The sequence below is a fragment of the Microbacterium sp. Y832 genome, from assembly GCF_057669765.1.
In genome coordinates this window covers 194007-211810 of sequence record NZ_JBYHFM010000005.1, presented here as the reverse complement: position 1 = coordinate 211810, position 17804 = coordinate 194007, and the positions used below count along the sequence as shown (strand labels likewise).

Genomic DNA, 17804 nt, shown 5'->3' with positions numbered 1-17804 from the left:
CTGGTCGCGGGCTTCATGTCCGCCGATGTGCCGCACATCCCGATCCTCTTCACGGGGCACACCGCCGAAGTGGGGCCGTTCGTGTCACCGGGGCGCACGCCGTGCACGACGTGCCTGGCCGAGCACCGGCGCGATGCGGATGCCGCGTGGCCGGCCGTCGCGGCGCAGCTCGCTCACCGTCGGTCGGCGGCGATCCCCGCGAGTCTGGCCCTCGAAGCGGGCATCGCGGTGCTGCATCTCATCCGCGAAGACGCCGGTCGTCGGGGGCGTTCGTCTGCGGCCTCGTTGGTGCTGCACCGCGACCACGCGCACCGCGAGGTGCGGATGCATCGGCCGCACGCAGCGTGCCGCTGCCGATCTCTCGCAGGAACCGCGAGGGCTGGCGGTTCCGCTGGCCCCGTGCCCATGACAGAGCGAGCGTACGCGCGGCCCGCGTGATGCCGACGTACGCGAGCCGTCGCTCCTCGTCGACCTGCTCGAAGGTCGATGCATAGCTGATCGGCAGCTGACCCTCCGCGAAACCGACGAGGTGCACGTGGTCCCACTCGAGTCCCTTCGCCGCGTGCAGCGTCGCAAGAGTGATGGTGCGCATCGCCGGCTCATCGTGCGTGCGCGCTCGAGCCATCAGCTCGTCGGTGAACTCGCGCAGCGTCGTCGTCGCGGGCGCTTCCTCCGCCAGCCGCAGCACCGCGGCGCGCGCTTCCCACGCGTCGCGCAGGGCGCCCCCGGCCTGCGGTGGATCGTCAGTGAGCCCGCGCGAACGCAGGATGTCGCGCACCGTGTCGACGAAGCCCGTCGCGATCGGCGCGACCGTCGCGGCACGCAGCTCCATGATCGCCTGACGCACTTCGGGCAGGTCGAAGAAGCGCCGGCCACCGAGCACGGATGCGGCGATCCCGGCATCCACCAGCGCGCGGCTGATCTCGGCCGACTGCGCGTGTGCGCGGTAGAGCACGGCGATCCCACGGGGGTCGATGCCGGCGTCCAGCTGCGCGCGGATGCGCGCGGCGACGCCGCGGGCCTCGGCGACATCGTCGGGGTACTCCGTGACCGTCGGCATCGGCCCCGCGGGTGCTCCGCGCTCCGCGGCGGTGAGGTGCAGGGCGCCGGGGCGGCCGCGCATGAGCGCGTTGGCGACACCGAGGATCGCGGCATCCGATCGGTAGTTCGTCTCGAGCCGCACGACCGTGGCGTCGGCATGCCGGCTCCCGAACTCGAGCAGGTAGCGCGCGTCGGCGCCCGTGAAGGAGTAGATCGTCTGGCTCGCGTCACCGACGACACAGAGGTCCTTGCGCTCACCCAGCCACAGTTCGAGAAGGCGGTGCTGCAGAGGCGAGACGTCCTGGAACTCATCGACCGTGAAGTGCCGGTACTGCTCGTGCACGGCGCGAGCGACATGCGGCTCGGCTTCGAGCATGCCCGCGCACGAGAGCAGGACGTCTTCGAAGTCGATCTGACGGCGCTCGTCCTTGAGCCGCTCGTACGCCCGTTGCAGGTCGAGGACACGGTCGACACTCAGCCGGCCGATGCCCCCCGGACGCGCTGCGGCGTATTCGTGCGCCGAGCGCATCGTGACTTTGCGCCACTCGATCTCGGACGCCACGTCTCGCAGCGTCGCGGTGTCCAGATCGAGCCCGATCCCGTCCGCGGCGTGGGCGAGCAGGCGCACCTTGTTGTCGACGATGCGCGGCATGCTGTCGCCCGCGAGCGACGGCCAGAAGAAATTCAGCTGGGCGAGCGCCGCGGCGTGGAAGGTGCGCGCCGAGACACCCTCGACGCCCAGGGCGCGCAGTCGTCCGCGCATCTCGCCCGCTGCCTTGGCGGTGAAGGTCACGGCCATGACGCGGCCCGGTGAGTACGCTCCCACATCGACGCCGTGCGCGATGCGGTGTGTGATGACGCGGGTCTTGCCCGTCCCGGCGCCGGCGAGCACGGCCACGGGACCCCGCAACGCCGTGACGGCTTCGCGCTGCCGCTCGTCGAGTCCCTCGAGCGCGCGGTCGCTCATGCCGAATCTCCGTGCCAGCCGCTGATCAGCCGGTGGGCGATCGAGGCGCGGCCGGGCAACAGGATCTCGCTGCGCCCCGAGAGCGCGTCGCCGATCTCGGCACGCGTGAACCACCGGACGGCGGCGATCTCGTCGCCGTCGGCGAGAGCGGCGTCGTCATTGACGGCGGTGGCGAAGAAGCCGAGCATGAGCGAGCGCGGATACGGCCACGCTTGCGAGCCGCGATAGCGCACGTCGATGACGTCGACACCGGACTCCTCCCGCACTTCGCGGTGCACGGCGGCTTCGAGGGACTCCCCTGCTTCGGCGAACCCGGCGAAGCACGAGAAGCGGTCGGCGCCCCACAGCGCGTTCGAGCCGAGCAGCAGACGGTCGGGATCGGCCGCGCTCGTGATCGCGACGATGACGGCCGGATCGGTGCGCGGAAAGTGCTCGCGCCGGCAGTCGGGGCAGTGGCGTGACCATCCGGCGTTCTCGATGTCGCACCGCGCACCGCACGCGGGGCAGTGCGGTGCGTCGATGAGCCAACGGCCGAGACTCACCGCAGCGACGAACGCCTCGGCATCGGGCTCGGTGATCGCGCCTCCTGCAGTGCGCAGCCCCGCCCAGCCGTGCGGCGCGTCGAACGGTTCGCTCTCCGCCGCCTCGACCGTCGCGACGAGCAGAGCGGCACCGTCGGCGCCGCGACCGAGGAAGCCCCACACCGTGCCGGCCGGTGCGGCATCCGCGGCGACCCAGTGCAAGCGATCCGGAGCCGCCAGCGGAGCGGAGTCGCCCGCAACGACGAGGACCCGCGTCGCGGGGTCGGCGCGCGCGTCGTCGATCAGGTCGGCAACACCGCGCTCGTGGGCCGAGCGGTCGAAGGATCCGCCGAGGGGATCGCGCGTCGTCATGCAGGCCCTCTCACATCTCATCGCGGTCCGCAGCCGACTCGGACACCGGGGTCACGGTGTGCGGGCGTGGCGCGAAGACCGCCCGGCGCGCCCCGCCTAACCTGGGCACATGGCACGCTCTCCCTTCACTCTAGCCGCGTCCATAACGTCGGCTCTTCCCCGGGTCGGCGTCGTCGGAGCGGGCACGCTGACCGAGGGTGCGAGCGGCCGATACGACACGGCCATCGCGGATCTCGACGACGGCCGTCGCGTCGTCGTGCGTGTTCCGAACGACTCCGCCGCCGCCCTCGAGATCGCCGCCGAAGCCCGGGCGCTGCGCGCACTCACGCCCGGTGTCCGCAGCCTGTTGCCGTTCCGCGCGCCCGAACTGCTCGGCGAGACGACCCTCGGCGGCGAACGCGTCGTCGTCGTCGACCATCTGAGCGGGTATCGCGTCGATCCGGCGCACCTGCCCCCGGGGCCGGGAGCCGCGACCTCGCTCGGCGAGGCACTCGCGGCCCTCCACTCGCTGCCCACCTCGGTCGTTCGCACCGAGGGGCTTCCCGTCCAGACTCCCTCTCAGATCCGCGAAGACGTCTCGCGCCTGGTCGATCGTGCGGTCGCCACAGAAGCGCTGCCCCCCGCGCTCGCGGCCCGGTGGCGTCGGGCACTCACCGCCGGCGATCTGTGGCACTTCGAATCGGCCGTCGTGCTCGGCGGCATCGGTTCGACGGCGTTCCTCTTCGAGGACATCGACGACGCACCCCGCGTGACGGGCCTGCTCGAGTGGCACGGCCTGGCCGTGGGCGACCCCGCGGTCGATCTGCAATGGCTCGCCTCGGCCCCCGCTGCCGCAGACGACGTCTATGCCGCGTATACGGCGCGCAGTGAGCGTGCCCCCGACGGGCGGGCGCGGGAGCGGGCGCGACTGTACGCCGAGCTGGAGTTCGCGAAGTGGCTCATCCATGGTCACGAGTCCGAGCGACCCGACATCGTGGACGACGCCTCCGCCCTCCTCGAGTCGCTCGCCGCGAACGTCGGCGACGAAGACCTCGTGAGCGACGGTCACCTCGGCGTCGACGAAGCGATCGCCCTGCTCGACCGGGTCCCGGCGTCATCGGCGGCGCCGGTCGACACGTCGATGCAGACCGATGCATACGACCCCGAGCAGCTGTCGCAGTGGATCGCCGACGAAGACGAAGCGCGTGCTGCGGCCGACCCCGAGACGGATGCCGCCGAGCCGGCGCCCGCCGCACTGTGGACCCACGACGACGTCTCGACGGGACCGGTCGACGTGTCGTCGGTCGACCTGCCGTCGCCCGAACAGCCGACGCGCTCGGCAGACGACGGCGACGCAGTCGCCGATGCCGAGCGCGCATCCGACGCGGCGCTGCGCCGTTGGCTCAGGGACTGACGGCGCTCACGCGCGCAGGATGACGCCGTCGGACACGTAGTAAAGCACGACGTCGATGTCTTCGAGCGGCACCGCGTGCTTCGCGTGGTAGGCCCGGCGGTACAGCTCGAGCTGCAGCATCCGCTCGCGTCGTTCGGCGGCCGTGCGCGGTGATGCGCCCGTCTTCCAGTCGACGATCTCGATCCGATCATCGCGGCGGTACACGGCGTCGAGCTTGCAGATGATGACGTGCGGGCGCCCGTCGAGGTCGGTCTCGGTGAAGTCGATCTCGGTCTCGACCTCGAGCGGCTGAAGCGTCGCCCACTCCGACCGGAGGAACCGCTCGCGCAGCACCGCGAGGGCCTCAGCGTCTTCGGCCGACGCCTGGGTGTCGGGCACTTCGTCGTCGGTCTCCCACAGTGCGTCGTCGATCGAACCGCTGAGACCGACGTGCCCCGAGCGCTGCTCGACCCACGCATGGAACAGCGTGCCCAGGCGTGTCTGGCGGAACGGACGCTCGGGCATCGGGCGAGCGAGCCGGGCGAGCGTGCCGTCGTAGTCGGCGACGAAGTCCTTGTAGCGGGATGCCGCGATGCGCACGGGCGCGACGGGTGCCGGCGCCCCGCGCCGAGCCTCGCGCTCGGCAAGCAGCAGCGCGACGTCGTCGTCGGGACGCGCCCGCGGCGCGTCGAGGGCGTTGCGAGCCTCTGCGGCGGCGCGCTCGATGACCTGCCGCCGCGACCCGAGCGGGTCGATGGGCCACTGCAGCAGTCGCCGCTCGCCCGCGTAGGGGTTGTCACCGGCCTCGTCACCGGGTGGCTCGACACCGAGCGCCTCGGCGATCTCGAGGTAGAACGGGCTGCACGCGCGCGGCTTCTTCGTGCCTGACCAGCTCGCCCCCGTGAGCAGCAGGCGCTCGCGGGCCCGGGTCACGGCGACGTACGCGAGCCGGCGCTCCTCTTCGACGTGGCGTGCCTTGTTGGCCGCGACGAAGTCGTCGTACGCCTGTTTGAGCTGCTGCTGCGTCTCACAGCTGCTCCAGGGCAGCACGGGAAGCCACGGCGCGTCACCTCGGAACGCGAAGGGAAGCACGCCGAACCGCAGCCAGCCCTTCGCGTCGCGCGACGTACCGGGCAGCTCGTCGGCCACGAGGCGAACGACGGCGACGGCATCCCACTCGAGCCCCTTGGAGCCATGGATCGTGAGCAGCTGCACGACGTCGTCTTCGGGCGGCTCGGTGCGCGGAGCGAACTCGTCGAGCTGCTCGGCGTGGTCAAGCCACGCCAGCAGGCTGGACAGCGATCCGGTCTCGTCGGCGGCGAGGAAGGCGTGCACTTCGTCGACGAAGGCACGCAGCTGCGCGGCGGCGACGCGAGCGGGCCCTCGCGCCTCGTTCGCCGCGAGTTCGACGTCGAGTCGGAGTTCGCGCTCGACCAGGCGGATCAGCTCGGGGATCGGCATCCCGGTCGCCTGCCTCAGCCCCGCGAACACCGCCGCCGCCTCACGCAGACGCTCGCGCCCTTCGGCGGTGAACCCGGCGAGCCAGCCGTGGTCGGGCTTGTGCCGCAGCACGAAGTCGAGCGCGTCGACGAGCGACCCGTCATCGTCGGCCGCGCTGCCGCGGATCGCGGCGATCACCTCGGGGGCGAGCGGCTGCAGGGCGGCGTCGTGACGGGCGATCCGCCGCGCCAGTGCGGCGAGTTCGCGCAGATCGGGCAGCCCGATCCCCCATCGCGGGCCGGCGAGCAGCCGGATGAGCGACGAGCCGGCCCCGGGGTCGCTCAGGACCCGCAGGGCGCTCACGACGTCGACGACCTCGGGCGTCGAGAGCAGCCCGCCGAGCCCCAGGATGCGATGCGGGATGCCCCGTCGCCCGAGCGCGTCACCGAAGCGGACCATGTGCTTCTTGCTACGGAACAGGATCGCCCCCGTCGTCGCGTCGCCGCGCGACGCGCGCTCGGAGCGTATGCGCTCGAACCATGCCGCGACGCGGTCGGCCTCGGCGTCGACGTCGGTCTCGAAGGAGAGCTCGACGAGTCCCGGCGGGGCCGCGGGCCGCGGGCGCAGCTCGTCGACGGGCACGGGCGCCGTCGCGGCGAGCGGAGCGAGCACGGCGTTGGCTGCCGTCAGCACCGAGGTGCTGTTGCGCCAGCTCGTCGCGAGAGAGAAGCGCGCGCAGTCCCCCTGCGCGAATGCCCGGGCGAACCCGCCGAGGTTGCCGGCGCTCGCGCCGCGCCATCCGTAGATCGCCTGGTGGGGATCGCCCACTGCCATGACGGCTGTCTCGCCGAAGATGCCCGACAGCAGATCGGTCTGCACGACAGAGGTGTCTTGATACTCGTCGAGCAGAACGACGCGGAACCGAGCGCGCAGATCCTGTGCCACAACAGGATGCGCACGTACGGCTTCGAGCGCCCCCGCCACCTGATCCGAGAAGTCGATGACGCCCAGGCGTCGCTTCTCGGCGGCGTAGTCGCGCGCGAGCTCGGTCAGCAGGGAGAGCGCGCCGACCTTGTCGACGGCCTGCGCGATGTCGGCATAGACGACCGTGCCTTTGCGTGTCGAGGGCAGCTGCAGGACCGTGGCGAACCGCTCGGGAAAGTCGGCGAGGTCGTCGAAGTCGACGAGGTTGTCAACGCCGTCGCGTGCGATCCGCAGCGCGGCGTCGATGATCGAGCGCACGGCCTCGGTGCGGGTCTCCAGACGCGGATCGTCGGAGGCGAAGACGACGCGGCGCATGAGCAGCCAGGCAGCCGACTCAGACAGCACGGCGGCTTCGGAGTCCCGCCCGATGCGCAGGGCGTTCTCGCGCACGATCTGGTCGGCGAAGCTGTTGTACGTCGCGACGGTCGGCCGGTCCAGCAGCGTGTCGTCAGCGGTCGTCTGCGGCACGGCAGACGTCGTCGACGCGAGGGTGTCCAGCGCCGCCAGGCGCAGCAGCGTCCGACGCTGCCCGTCGGGAGTCTCGCGTTCGAGCTGCGCGAAGACGCCGAGCCGCCCCTCGTCATGCAGCGCGGGAAGCAACGGAAGGAGCCCTCGCCGTTCGAACTCGCCCAGCCGCGCCAGACGGCGCTGGATGCGCTCGGACAGCTCGCCGGCGGCCTTGCGCGTGAAGGTGAGCCCCAGCACCTCGTCACGGCGGACCAGCCCGTTCGCGACGAGCCAGACGACACGACCGGCCATCGTCTCGGTCTTGCCGCTCCCGGCGCCCGCGACGACCAGCGCGGGGGCCAGAGGCGCCTCGATGACAGCGGCCTGCTCGTCGGTCGGCGGGAACTGCCCGAGCGCGGCCGCGATGACCCGTGCCGACAGCACGGGCGCGACAGGGGTCGTCATGACGCGCTCACCGCGCCGATCGTGTGGATGCGGCAGAGCCCATACGTGTGTTCGTCGCGGCAGTGCTCTTCGAAGGGCGCAGCGAACGTCGTGCCGCGCATCGTCGTGACGGCGGACCGGACGCGCTCGAAGAACGCCTCGCGGCGCTCGTCATCGAACGGCGGTTGACGCGGCGTGACGTAGTCGGCCTTCGTCGAGGTGGGTTTGAGCACGAGCAGCTGCGCACCGCCGGCGGGAAGCCCCGAGGCGGCCGGGATCGCTCCCCCTTCGAACGCGAGCTGATATGCCGCCAGCTGCGGATTGTCGACGACCTTTGCGTCGGTCTGCGGCTCGTTCTTGCCCGTCTTGAGGTCGACGATGACGACCGCCCCGTCGGGGGTCTGCTCGACCCGGTCGATGTACCCCGACAGGATGACGCGATGCTCACCCTCGGAGCCGTCGATCGCGATCGGCACCTCGAAGTGGGGTTCGGCGCTGATGAGGGCGCCGCCGGCGTCTTCGAAACGGCGCAGATAGAGGTGCAGCCGACGCACGAGCTCGCGGGCGCGGTCCCGCTCAGCCCGCGCGCGCCACTCCGCTTCGAAGGACAACTCGCCCCATCGCGCCTCGACCTGCTGCCACAGAGCGGCTTCGTCGCTCGACTCGGCGTGCTCGAGCGCAGCGTGGATGATCGTGCCGACACCGGCCGTCGTGCCGCCCGGGTCTCCTCCGAGGTCGGCGATGACCCAGTTCAGCTCGCATTCCTCGAGCGCGTGCAGACGCGACGGCGACACACGGATGTCCTCGCGCGCGAGGTCGCGCAGCGGCCCGTCCGAGGTGACCGGCATCACGCCGTACCACTCCCGCGGATGCGCGCCGGCGACGACTTCGTCGGCGAGCAGCGCCAGCTGGCGTGCCGCATGCGCGGATGCCGGTGAGGCCGGCATCGTCGTGAGGGTGCGGCGGTACCTCGCGACAAGGCCCCGCAGCGACAGCGGGTGCTCGACCGTGTGCTGTTCGGCCGGGGGCAGCAGCTCGAAGAACGGGCTCGGTCCGGTGTCGTCGTCATCGACCGCCGTCACGACGACCCGCGCCGTCGCGCGGGACAGCGCACGGGCGAGGAGACGCAGCTCGTCGTGCATCGCGGCGCGTCGCCGGTCGACCGTGCCGGCTGCCTCGGTCGGTGCCCGCCGAGCGGCATCAGGCAGGCGCCAGGTTTCGAGCAGACTGCCCCGAAGCCGGGTGTTGGGCCACACGTTCTCTTGCACACCGGCCACGACGACCGTGTCGAACTCGAGCCCGAGCGAACCCGCTGGGGTGAGGATGCGGACGCTGTCGTCGATGCTCGGCGCGTCGAGCCGGTCTTGCGCGACGTCGGTGTCGAGGATCCCGCGCACGAAGACGCGCGGATCCGCGTCGAGGGATCGCTCGACGAAGCGCTTCGCGGCCTGGAAGAGCGCCACGACGGCGTCGAGATCGCGATTCGCCTGTTCGGCGAGAGGACCGCTCCCCCGCGCGAGTTCGCTCCAGGCGCGTTCGAGGCCGCTGCGCTCCCATGCCGTCCACAGCAGCTCATGCGCTGTCGCCCCGCGGTCGAATTCGGCGCGCAGTTCGGCCAGGGTGCGGGCCACCACCGCGCCCCGTCGCGCTTCGCGCGTGTCGATCAGGTCGAACTCGATCGGCTGGGACATGGCCGACAGCAGCAGTTCGCGCCCCGGACGCTCACCACCCGTCGCGAGTTCGCTGTGGCGCAGCGTCGCAACGAGGCGGCGCAGCTGAATCGCATCGAGGCGCCCGTAGGCGCCCGTCAGCACCGCCGCGACGTCGTCATAGCTCCATTGACCGTCCATCGCGATCTCGGTCAGGCGCAGCAGGTCACGCACGGCGCGGTGCACGCCCAGCGCGCGGCCGGGGCCGGCCGACCGCGCGGGCACGTCGCGCGCTGCCAACTCGGCCTCGAGCGCCGTCACCTGGCGCGTGTCATGGGCGATCACGGCGCAGCGGCTCCACGCGATGCCGTCGTGGACGTGCCGTTCCCGCAGCAGCCGAGCGATCGCGTCGCATTCTTCGGCCGCTGAGCGCACCGTCAGAGCGCGCACCGAGTCGTCGGGTTCGGCCGGACGGGGTACGCCGCGATGGGCCACGACGCCGACCGCGCCGATGCGCTCCGTCACCCGCCGCACGGTCTCGGCCTGCCACGCCGACCCGCGGTGGCACGTCTCGAGCACGTGCAGGTCGCCCAGGCTCGCCGCGAGCCGGGCGAAGTTCTCGGGGGTCGCGCCGCGGAAGGACCCCGAACCGACGTCGGGGTCTCCGAACGCGAGGACGGCGACATCCCGCGCGCGCAGAGCCTCGACGAGCTCGACACCGCCGAGGGTGAGCTCTTGCGCGTCGTCGACGAGCACGGCACGGACGCCGTCGACCGCTTCGAGACCCGGCGATCCCGCACGCAACAGCGCGACCGCTTCGCGCACGAGGCCGGCCGCGTCACGGTGCGCGCCGCGCATGTCAGCGCGCACGTCGAGGTATTCGCGGAAGAACGATGCGAGCGCCCCCCAGGCCTCGATGCCGTCGCGTTCGGCGAGCGCCTGCAGGCGGGACGCATCGATCCCGAGCGTCGTGCACTCGGCGAGGAAGGTGCGGACCTCGGTGCGAAAGCCCGGCGTGGATCGGATGCCCGCATCGAGCCACGCCGGCCACCGCGCGTGGCCGGCGGCCTCGTCTTCGGCGTCACCCTCGAGCAGGTCATGGATGATCTGGTCCTCGTCGCCTCCCGTGAGCAGCTGCGGCGGCTCGGCGCCCGCGGTGACCGACGCCGCGCGCACGATCTGGAACGCGAACGACGCCACCGATCGGGCCAGGGGCCCCGACGTCGCGCGGCCCACCGCGAGGGCCAGTCGGTCGCGCAGGGCGGTCGCCGTCTGGCGGGACGGGGTGAGCACGACGATCGCGTCCGGATCGACGCCGCGCGCCACGAGCGCACCGACGCGGGCGATGAGCGTCGCCGTCTTTCCGCTGCCCGGTGCGCCGGCGACGATCGCCGACGCGTCGTGCGCGAGGTCGACGACCGTGCGCTGCGACGGGTCGGGCGTCGCGGCATCCTGCCCTGAAACCATGACCACGACGCTAGCGCGCACCTCGGACATCGTTCGTTCGCCGAGAGCGTCGGCACGAGGAAGATCAGAGAACGAGCAGAGTCGGCGTGTTGTCGTAGAGTTGCCATGCCCCCGGGGACCGGCCCCGGCACGCAGGAGGTCATCACGTGGAGATCCGCATCGGCATCGCCAACACGGGACGCGAGCTCACGTTCGAGACGAACGAGCCCGCCGCCGAGGTCAAGAAGTCCGTCTCCGCTGCGCTGGACGCAGCCGCGACCCACGTCTCCTTCGTCGACGTCAAGGGCAACTCGTACATCGTCCCCACGGCGGGGATGGCCTACATCGAGATCGGGACCGAAGAGTCCCGCCGCGTCGGATTCGTCGGCTGACGGCCATGCAGATCCTGCTCGCACTCATCATCGGCGCCGTCGTCGGCACCGCCCTGCACTTCCTCGTCCGCGACCGCCCCACGCGGGGCGTCGTCGTGGCACCGATTCTGGGCGCTGCGGCGGCCGGCCTCGCCTGGACGATCCTCACGTGGTCCGGAATCGGCATCGACTCGCCGTGGCCGTGGCTCTCGGCGATCGTCGCCCCCCTCATCGTCGTGTGGCCCGTGCTCGTGCTCCTCGCTCGCACGCGCATCGCGCACGACGAACGCACGCGCACTCGCCTCAAGATCGGCTGACGCCCACTAGGCGGCGAGTCCCAGCGCGTCCATGCGGCGCGAGTGGGCGCCCATCAGCTCGGTGAACACGGGTTCGACCTTCTGCTCGTCCGCGAGGCGCAACCCGCCCGGTCGCAACGCGGCGCGGGCGATGAGCAGTGTGTCGCCGACGAGCCTGCGCCCCCACATCGCCAAGAGCGACTTCCATTCGGGGTCGCTGGCGATCGTGCCGCCGAGGATGTCCACGATCGCCTGCCGGTCATCATCTGCCCGCAGGATGCGCGCCACGATGCGCCCCGTCTCGGCATAGCTCGAGGCCAGAGCGAGGTAGAAGTCGTCGAGCATCCCGGCCGTGATGTGCACGGACAGCATCGTCTCCTGGGGCCGGACGCCGTGCGTGGCCCGACGGAACGCGTCCAGCGGCTCGCGGAACGGAAGCATGATCGCCGTGGGGTCACCGCCTCTGTCACGGATGACCGCGACGAGCTCCTGATGCTTCGTCAGGGCGGCACCAGCCGCTCGCGACAGGGATTCCTTCTGCGCCAGCTCGGGTGTCAGCGCGATCAGCTCGCTCAGCGTCTCGAAGAAGCCGAGCTGCAGATAGGCCGCCTGGCCGAGGAAGGTGTCGATGTCGGGTGCGAGCTCTTCGAAGTCGACGCGCGTCGCGCCGCCGAAGTCGCCCCGCGCCCGGAGCGAGAGGGCTTTCATCGCGGGTTTCTTGCGCTGCCAGAACCACTTCACCACGCCCTAAGACTACGGCTGCCGTCCTCGCGAGCCCACGGTCGGTATCCTGGAATCGTCCCGGCGACGGATCGGGACCCCGCGCCTGTGGCTGAGTGAAGGGCGTGGACCGTTCATTCCCGGCGGCTTCTCACCGCCAGACAGGCACCTATCGTGACGACTTTCGCCGAACTCGGCGTCGACCCCGACATCGTCGATGTCCTCGCAGCCAAGGGCATCGTCGATGCCTTCCCCATCCAGGAGCAGACGATTCCGCTGGGTCTTCCCGGTCAGGACATCATCGGCCAGGCGAAGACGGGAACCGGCAAGACGTTCGGATTCGGCATCCCCGTCGTCCAGCGTCTCGGCAAAGACCCCGCGCACGGTGTCCAAGCCCTCATCGTCGTGCCGACCCGCGAACTGTGCGTCCAGGTCTACGAAGACATCGACATGCTGACCTCCGGCCGCTCGACGAGCGTCGTCGCCATCTACGGCGGCAAGGCGTACGAGGGTCAGATCGAACAGCTCAAGGCCGGTGCCCAGATCGTCGTCGGCACGCCAGGCCGGCTCATCGACCTCAACAACCAGCGCCTGCTCGACCTGTCGAACGCGACCGAGGTCGTCCTCGACGAGGCCGACAAGATGCTCGACCTCGGCTTCCTGCCCGACATCGAGAAGATCTTCTCCAAGGTCCCCGCCGTCCGCCACACGCAGCTGTTCTCGGCGACGATGCCCGGTCCGATCGTCGCCCTCGCGCGTCGTTTCATGACCAACCCGATCCACATCCGGGCGACCGATCCCGACGAGGGCCTGACGCAGGCGAACATCAAGCACCTCGTCTACCGGGCGCACTCGCTCGACAAGGACGAGATCATCGCGCGCATCCTGCAGTCCGAGGGTCGCGGCAAGAGCGTCGTCTTCACGCGCACCAAGCGCGCGGCGCAGAAGCTCGTCGACGAGCTCAACGACCGCGGCTTCAACGCGGGCGCGGTGCACGGCGACATGAGCCAGGAGGCCCGCGAGCGTTCGATGGCCGCCTTCAAGGCGGGCAAGAAGGACGTGCTCATCGCGACCGACGTCGCCGCCCGTGGCATCGACGTCGACGATGTCACCCACGTCATCAACCACACGATCCCCGACGACGAGAAGACCTATCTGCACCGCGCGGGCCGCACCGGCCGGGCGGGCAAGACGGGCATCGCGGTGACATTCGTCGACTGGGATGACCTGCACAAGTGGGCACTCATCAACCGGGCGCTCGAATTCGGTCAGCCCGAGCCCGTCGAGACGTACTCGTCAAGCCCGCACCTGTTCACCGACCTCGACATCCCCGAGGGCACGAAGGGCCGCATCACGACGGCCCCGAAGACGCAGTCCGTCAAGACGCAGCGCCCTGCCCGCGCCGCCGAGGCCGCAGCAGAAGCGGGAACCGGCGATGTCGGCACGAGCCGGCGCCGCCGGCGTCGCCGCGACTCGTCCGAGAAGATCGGCGCGACCTTCGTCGAGGGCGGCGACGCGACGGCGACACAGAGTGCGTCCGAGGCCGCAGGCGAGCGCCGCGACGCCGACGGCGCCGGAACGCACGACGGCGGCGGCAGTGAGCACCACGACGGCAACGCGGCGCCCCGGCGGCGTCGCCGTCGGCGTGGCCCCCGATCGGGCCCGACGCCCGCAGCGAGCATCTGATCTCGGATCGTTATCCGCGAGGGTTCCGGGAGCGCTATCGTGAGCGCTGACGGCACAGGGTGGTCGTCGTTCGCTTCTAGAAAGGCACGATCGTGCGATTCTTCGAAACAGTCGAGTACCAGGGTTTCTGGGGCTCGTTCTGGGACCTCATCTGGTGGTTCCTGTGGGCCTTCATCTTCGTCGCTTACCTGTTCGCGCTGTTCGCGATCATTGCGGACCTCTTCCGCGACCACAAGCTGAGTGGCTGGTGGAAGGCGGTGTGGATCTTCTTCCTCATCTTCTTCCCGATCATCACGGCGCTGGTCTACCTCATCGCCCGCGGTGGCGGGATGGCGCAGCGCAGCGAGTCGCAGGTGCGTCAGATGCAGGCGGCGCAAGACGAGTACATCAAGCAGGTCGCAGGCACCAGCCCGGCCGATGAGATCGCCAAAGCCCGGTCGCTCCTCGACGCCGGCACGATCTCGCAAGACGAATACGAGCGGCTCAAAGCACGTGCGCTGAGCTGACTCCGACCGGTGCGCGCCCTCGTCCCCCTCACGGGTGGACGGGGGCGCTTCCTGTTGCGCGGTCGATGAGACGCTGCACCATGTCGTCGGATGTCGTGTTCTCGCCGGGCAGGTTGGGCTTGCCGAGCCCGTGGTAGTCGCTCGAACCCGTCACGATGAGGTCCCGGTCCGCGACGAGGCGGCGCAGCATCCGGATGCCGGGCTCGACGTTCTCCCGGTGCCCGAGCTCGAAGCCCGCGAGGCCCGCGTCGAGCATGCGATTCAGCAGCGCGCGCGGCAGGACCCCGGCGCGGCCCGCGGGATGCGCGATGATCGGGACTCCCCCGGCTTCGACGACGAGGCGGACCGCCCTGACCGGGTCGGGCGCATACAGATCGACGTAGTACGCCCCGCGCGGGCTCAGGATGCTCGCGAACGCCTCGGTGCGATCGCGTACGAGCCCCCGCGCGACGAGCGCATCGGCGATGTGCGGCCGCCCCACCGTCGCGCCGGCGCTCGTCTGGGCGACGATGTCATCCCACTGCAGGTCGTAGTCGCGCCCGATGCGCTCGGCCATGACCCGCGCGCGATCGAGCCGCGACGAACGGATGCGATGGGTCATGGCCCGCAGCCCCGGTGCATCCGGGTCGACGAGATAGGCCAGGATGTGCACGCTGCGCCACTCGTGGCGGGCCGACAGCTCCATACCGGGGATGAACGTCATGCCGAGCGAGGTCGCCGCTTCGGCGGCCTCCGCCCACCCGGCCGTCGTGTCGTGGTCGGTCAGCGCCGCCGTACGGAGACCGTGGCGGTGCGCGGCCTGCATGACGAGCGCGGGTGCCTCGGTGCCGTCGGAGTGGGTCGAGTGCATATGCAGGTCACTCGGACCCTCGAACCCCCGCTTCGCCTGCACCTGTCCGAGCGTAGCCGGGGTGAGGGCATCCGTCGGGCCGACTCTCGGCGCGGGTGCGCGGATCTCTCAGCGCCCTGACATAGAGTCACGTCCGTGTTTCGCCTGCTGGGGGTCCTGGTGACCGTGCTCTGCGCGATCGCGGCGGCCGTGCTCACCTGGCCGGGCTTCTTCCGCGTCGATCGCTACTTTCCCGTCGCGCAGGTGATCTCCTTCCGCGGCATCCTGGTCCTCGCCTTCGTCGCAGCTGCCCTCATCGCCCTGCTGCTCGCGATCGTGCGCCCCCTGCGCGCCTTCGCGCTCTCTCTCGCGATCATCTCGGGGCTCGCCGCTGTCGCGGGCGGCGTGACGGTCTTCTCGCGCGGCCTGGGAGTCACGGAGCTCCCCGCCGCGACCGAGACGAGCGTGCGGGTCATGACGTGGAACACCGCCGGGCCGGCGACCCAGCCGGATGCCGTCGCGCAGCTCGCCGTCGCGATGGAGGCCGATGTCGTCACACTCCCCGAGACGACGATCGAGACGGGCGAGCAGGTCGCGGTCGCGATGCGCGAGCTCGGGCGTCCGATGTGGGCGCATCACGCTGCCAACCCCTCTACCGAATGGGATGCCGGATCCACGACGATCCTCATCTCGCCCGAGCTGGGCGACTACTCCGTCATCGAGTCCTCACGCGACGGGTCGAGCAACACCTCGACCGTCCCGAGCGCCGTCGCGATGCCGACAACCGGCGACGGTCCCATCATCGTCGCCGCGCATGCCGTCGCCCCGCGGCGCGCATACATGCAGGCGTGGCGCGACGACCTGCGATGGCTCGCCGACCAGTGCGCCGGGTCGAATGTCATCATGGCGGGCGACTTCAACGCCACGGTCGACCACATGACAGGACTCGGCATGGACGGCGGCACTCTGGGGCGATGCAGCGACGCGGCGCTCCAGACGGGGAACGGGTCAGTGGGCACCTGGACGACGGAGCTGCCGCCGCTCGCGGGGGCACCGATCGATCACATCATGGCCTCCCAGCACTGGCGCGCGACGGGGTCCGTCGTTGTGACGTCACTCGACGGATCGGTCAGCGACCACCGCCCCCTCATCGTGCAGCTCGAGCCGGCCGACTGACACCCCGCGCCACGGCGGACATGCCAGACTTGAGGGCATGAGCACTGCAGGCGACATCCCCTCCGCCGCGTCCGTCGCAACGACTGAGACCAGCGAACCCCCCACCTCGAGCACGAACCGACGTCAGCCGTTCGGTCGTGGCTTCCTCGAAACGATCTCGACGGGGTGGGCCGAGCGGCCCGACATCGTCCCGGAGCAGCGCGAGCAGTCCCGCTACGCAGCGGCCCGGCGCGACGCCGTCTCGGCGGCCTTCCCCGGCGCCCGCCTCGTGATCCCCGCGGGCGAGCTGAAGCAGCGCAGCAACGACACCGACTACCCGTTCCGCGCGCACTCGGCCTTCTCTCACCTGACCGGCTGGGCATCCGACGCCGAGCCCGGCGCCGTGCTCGTGTTCGAGCCGACCGCCGACGGCCACGACGTCACGCTGTACTTCCGTGAGCGCGCCGACCGCACGACGAGCGAGTTCTACTCCGACGCCTCGATCGGCGAGTTCTGGATCGGACCGCGCCCCGCGATCGGCGGCGTCGCCGCTGAGCTCGGCGTCGCGACCGACCACATCGAGCGGCTGGAACGGCGTGAGGGCGACCTCGTGCTCGACGAGGATGCCGACCTCACCCGCTTCGTGTCCGAACTGCGCCTCGTGAAAGACGAGTACGAGCTCGCGCAGCTGCAGCTCGCCGTCGACGTGACGGCGAAGGGCTTCGACGACATCGTCGCGAACCTGCCCGCGATCATCGACCACCCGCGCGGAGAGCGCATCGTCGAGGGTGTTTTCCACCAGCGCGCGCGCAGCGACGGCAACTCCGTCGGCTACGACACAATCGCCGCATCCGGTCCGCACGCGTGCTACCTGCACTGGACCCGCAACGACGGCGCGGTGGTGCCCGGCGACCTCATCCTCGTCGACGCCGGCGCCGAGGTCGACAGCCTTTACACCGCCGACATCACCCGGACGCTTCCCGTCAACGGTCGCTTCACCGAGGTGCAGCGCCGCGTCTATGAGACCGTCCGCGAAGCGGCCGACGCCGCATTCGCTGCCGCACGTCCGGGTGTGCCGTTCCGCGCGCTGCACGAGGCGGCGATGGAGGTCCTCGCGACCCGCCTCGCCGAGTGGGGCCTGCTGCCGGTGACGGCTCAGGAGGCGCTCGACGCCGATGCCGGCGGCCACCACCGCCGCTACATGGTGCACGGCACGAGCCACCACCTGGGCATCGACGTGCACGACTGCGCCCAGGCGCGTCGTGAGATGTACTACGACGGCCTGCTCGAGCCGGGCATGGCCTTCACGATCGAGCCGGGCCTGTACTTCCAGATCGACGACGCGACCGTGCCCGAGGAGTACCGCGGCATCGGTGTGCGCATCGAAGACGACATCGTCCTCACCGAGGACGGCGCCGTGAACCTGTCGGCGGGCATCCCGCGCACCGCCGACGAGGTCGAGGCCTGGATCGCACGTCTGAACCCCTGAGCCGTCGTTCGTTTGCCTCACTCTGCGCTCTGCGCCCACCCGGCGCGGCAGAATGAGGCAAACGAACAC

The 17804-nt window shown here is 70.8% G+C and carries 13 protein-coding genes; 7 read left to right on the top strand and 6 right to left on the bottom strand.

Features of this window, described 5'->3' with window-relative positions; translation table 11 throughout:
- Positions 1–238 precede the first annotated feature (238 nt).
- Together AC25YV_RS11590 and nudC are read right to left on the bottom strand one after the other, a co-directional pair.
- A complete protein-coding gene (locus tag AC25YV_RS11590) occupies positions 239–2008 on the bottom strand; it encodes an ATP-dependent helicase (protein WP_488123995.1) in 1770 nt (589 codons plus the stop codon).
- Positions 2005–2901 carry an NAD(+) diphosphatase gene (gene nudC / locus AC25YV_RS11585; protein WP_488123994.1) on the bottom strand — a complete coding sequence of 299 codons (897 nt, stop codon included), beginning with the start codon at positions 2899–2901 and terminating at the stop codon, positions 2005–2007. The genes AC25YV_RS11590 and nudC overlap by 4 nt, the downstream gene beginning before the upstream one ends.
- A 109-nt stretch (positions 2902–3010) precedes the next feature.
- Here nudC and AC25YV_RS11580 point away from each other — a divergent pair, with 109 nt between their 5' ends.
- On the top strand, positions 3011–4294 hold the full coding sequence (locus AC25YV_RS11580; RefSeq protein ID WP_488123993.1) for a phosphotransferase: 1284 nt from the start codon (positions 3011–3013) through the stop codon (positions 4292–4294).
- 6 nt (positions 4295–4300) lie between these two features.
- Here the strand turns inward: AC25YV_RS11580 and AC25YV_RS11575 are convergent, their stop codons facing one another.
- Together AC25YV_RS11575 and AC25YV_RS11570 are read right to left on the bottom strand one after the other, a co-directional pair.
- Positions 4301–7609, bottom strand: a complete 3309-nt coding sequence (locus AC25YV_RS11575) for an ATP-dependent DNA helicase (RefSeq protein ID WP_488123992.1) — start codon at positions 7607–7609, stop codon at positions 4301–4303.
- Positions 7606–10704 carry an ATP-dependent helicase gene (locus AC25YV_RS11570; protein ID WP_488123991.1) on the bottom strand — a complete coding sequence of 1033 codons (3099 nt, stop codon included), beginning with the start codon at positions 10702–10704 and terminating at the stop codon, positions 7606–7608. The genes AC25YV_RS11575 and AC25YV_RS11570 overlap by 4 nt, the downstream gene beginning before the upstream one ends.
- A 146-nt stretch (positions 10705–10850) precedes the next feature.
- On the opposite strand from AC25YV_RS11570, the gene AC25YV_RS11565 reads away from it, so the two are divergent.
- Together AC25YV_RS11565 and AC25YV_RS11560 are read left to right on the top strand one after the other, a co-directional pair.
- On the top strand, positions 10851–11075 hold the full coding sequence (locus AC25YV_RS11565) for a DUF3107 domain-containing protein (RefSeq protein ID WP_488123990.1): 225 nt from the start codon (positions 10851–10853) through the stop codon (positions 11073–11075).
- 5 nt (positions 11076–11080) lie between these two features.
- Complete coding sequence (locus tag AC25YV_RS11560; RefSeq protein ID WP_488123989.1) at positions 11081–11371, top strand: hypothetical protein; 291 nt, start codon at positions 11081–11083, stop codon at positions 11369–11371.
- A gap of 6 nt (positions 11372–11377) precedes the next feature.
- Here AC25YV_RS11560 and AC25YV_RS11555 read toward each other — a convergent pair whose 3' ends face one another.
- The gene (locus AC25YV_RS11555; protein ID WP_488123988.1) at positions 11378–12094 is read right to left on the bottom strand and encodes a ferritin-like fold-containing protein; all 717 of its coding nucleotides are present in this window, start codon (positions 12092–12094) and stop codon (positions 11378–11380) included.
- 150 nt (positions 12095–12244) lie between these two features.
- On the opposite strand from AC25YV_RS11555, the gene AC25YV_RS11550 reads away from it, so the two are divergent.
- A complete protein-coding gene (locus tag AC25YV_RS11550; RefSeq protein WP_488123987.1) occupies positions 12245–13756 on the top strand; it encodes a DEAD/DEAH box helicase in 1512 nt (503 codons plus the stop codon).
- A gap of 92 nt (positions 13757–13848) precedes the next feature.
- A complete protein-coding gene (locus AC25YV_RS11545) occupies positions 13849–14262 on the top strand; it encodes an SHOCT domain-containing protein (RefSeq protein ID WP_488123986.1) in 414 nt (137 codons plus the stop codon).
- 28 nt (positions 14263–14290) lie between these two features.
- Here AC25YV_RS11545 and AC25YV_RS11540 read toward each other — a convergent pair whose 3' ends face one another.
- Positions 14291–15112 (bottom strand): PHP domain-containing protein, encoded by an 822-nt coding sequence (locus tag AC25YV_RS11540; protein WP_488124048.1) that lies wholly within the window; start codon positions 15110–15112, stop codon positions 14291–14293.
- Positions 15113–15247: 135 nt separating this feature from the next.
- On the opposite strand from AC25YV_RS11540, the gene AC25YV_RS11535 reads away from it, so the two are divergent.
- Positions 15248–16267, top strand: a complete 1020-nt coding sequence (locus AC25YV_RS11535) for an endonuclease/exonuclease/phosphatase family protein (protein WP_488123985.1) — start codon at positions 15248–15250, stop codon at positions 16265–16267.
- 37 nt (positions 16268–16304) lie between these two features.
- Entirely contained in the window at positions 16305–17735 is a 1431-nt protein-coding gene (locus tag AC25YV_RS11530; RefSeq protein WP_488123984.1) for an aminopeptidase P family protein, read from the top strand.
- Positions 17736–17804 lie beyond the last annotated feature (69 nt).